The organism is Sphaerisporangium melleum (assembly GCF_014646695.1).
In the GTDB taxonomy this organism is placed as follows: Bacteria; Actinomycetota; Actinomycetes; order Streptosporangiales; family Streptosporangiaceae; genus Sphaerisporangium; species Sphaerisporangium melleum.
Map to the genome: position 1 here is coordinate 10,165 of NZ_BMNT01000018.1, position 374 is coordinate 10,538.

The 374-nt window shown below is 73.0% G+C and carries 1 protein-coding gene; it reads left to right on the plus strand.

Annotated features, from left to right (window positions below):
* Positions 1 to 374: carbohydrate-binding protein (locus tag IEY93_RS38235; RefSeq protein ID WP_229691220.1), on the plus strand; the 374-nt coding region annotated here is incomplete at both ends.

Below are 374 nucleotides of genomic sequence, written 5' to 3' on the forward strand. Positions count from 1 at the left end.
ACCTTCACCGGCTCGGGCGGCGGCGGCCTGTTCGACGTGGACACCTTCACCCTCACCCGCTCGCCCGCCGCGGCCCCGACCGAAGGCGAGGCCTACACCTCCAGCGCAGGCGTGCAGCCGGCCGACCACGCCGGGGCCAGCGGCGGCAGGACGCTCGGGTACATCGACAACGGTGACTGGGCGGGGTACGCGTCGGTGTCGACGCAGGGGGCGACGGGGTTCTCGGCGCGGGTTTCGTCGGGGGGTGCGGGCGGGACGATCCAGGTGCGTTCGGGTTCGGCGTCCGGGACGTTGCTAGGTTCGGTGAGCGTGCCGAACACCGGGAGCTGGGACACCTTCACCACGGTGTCCACCACGCTGACCGGCTCGGCCTC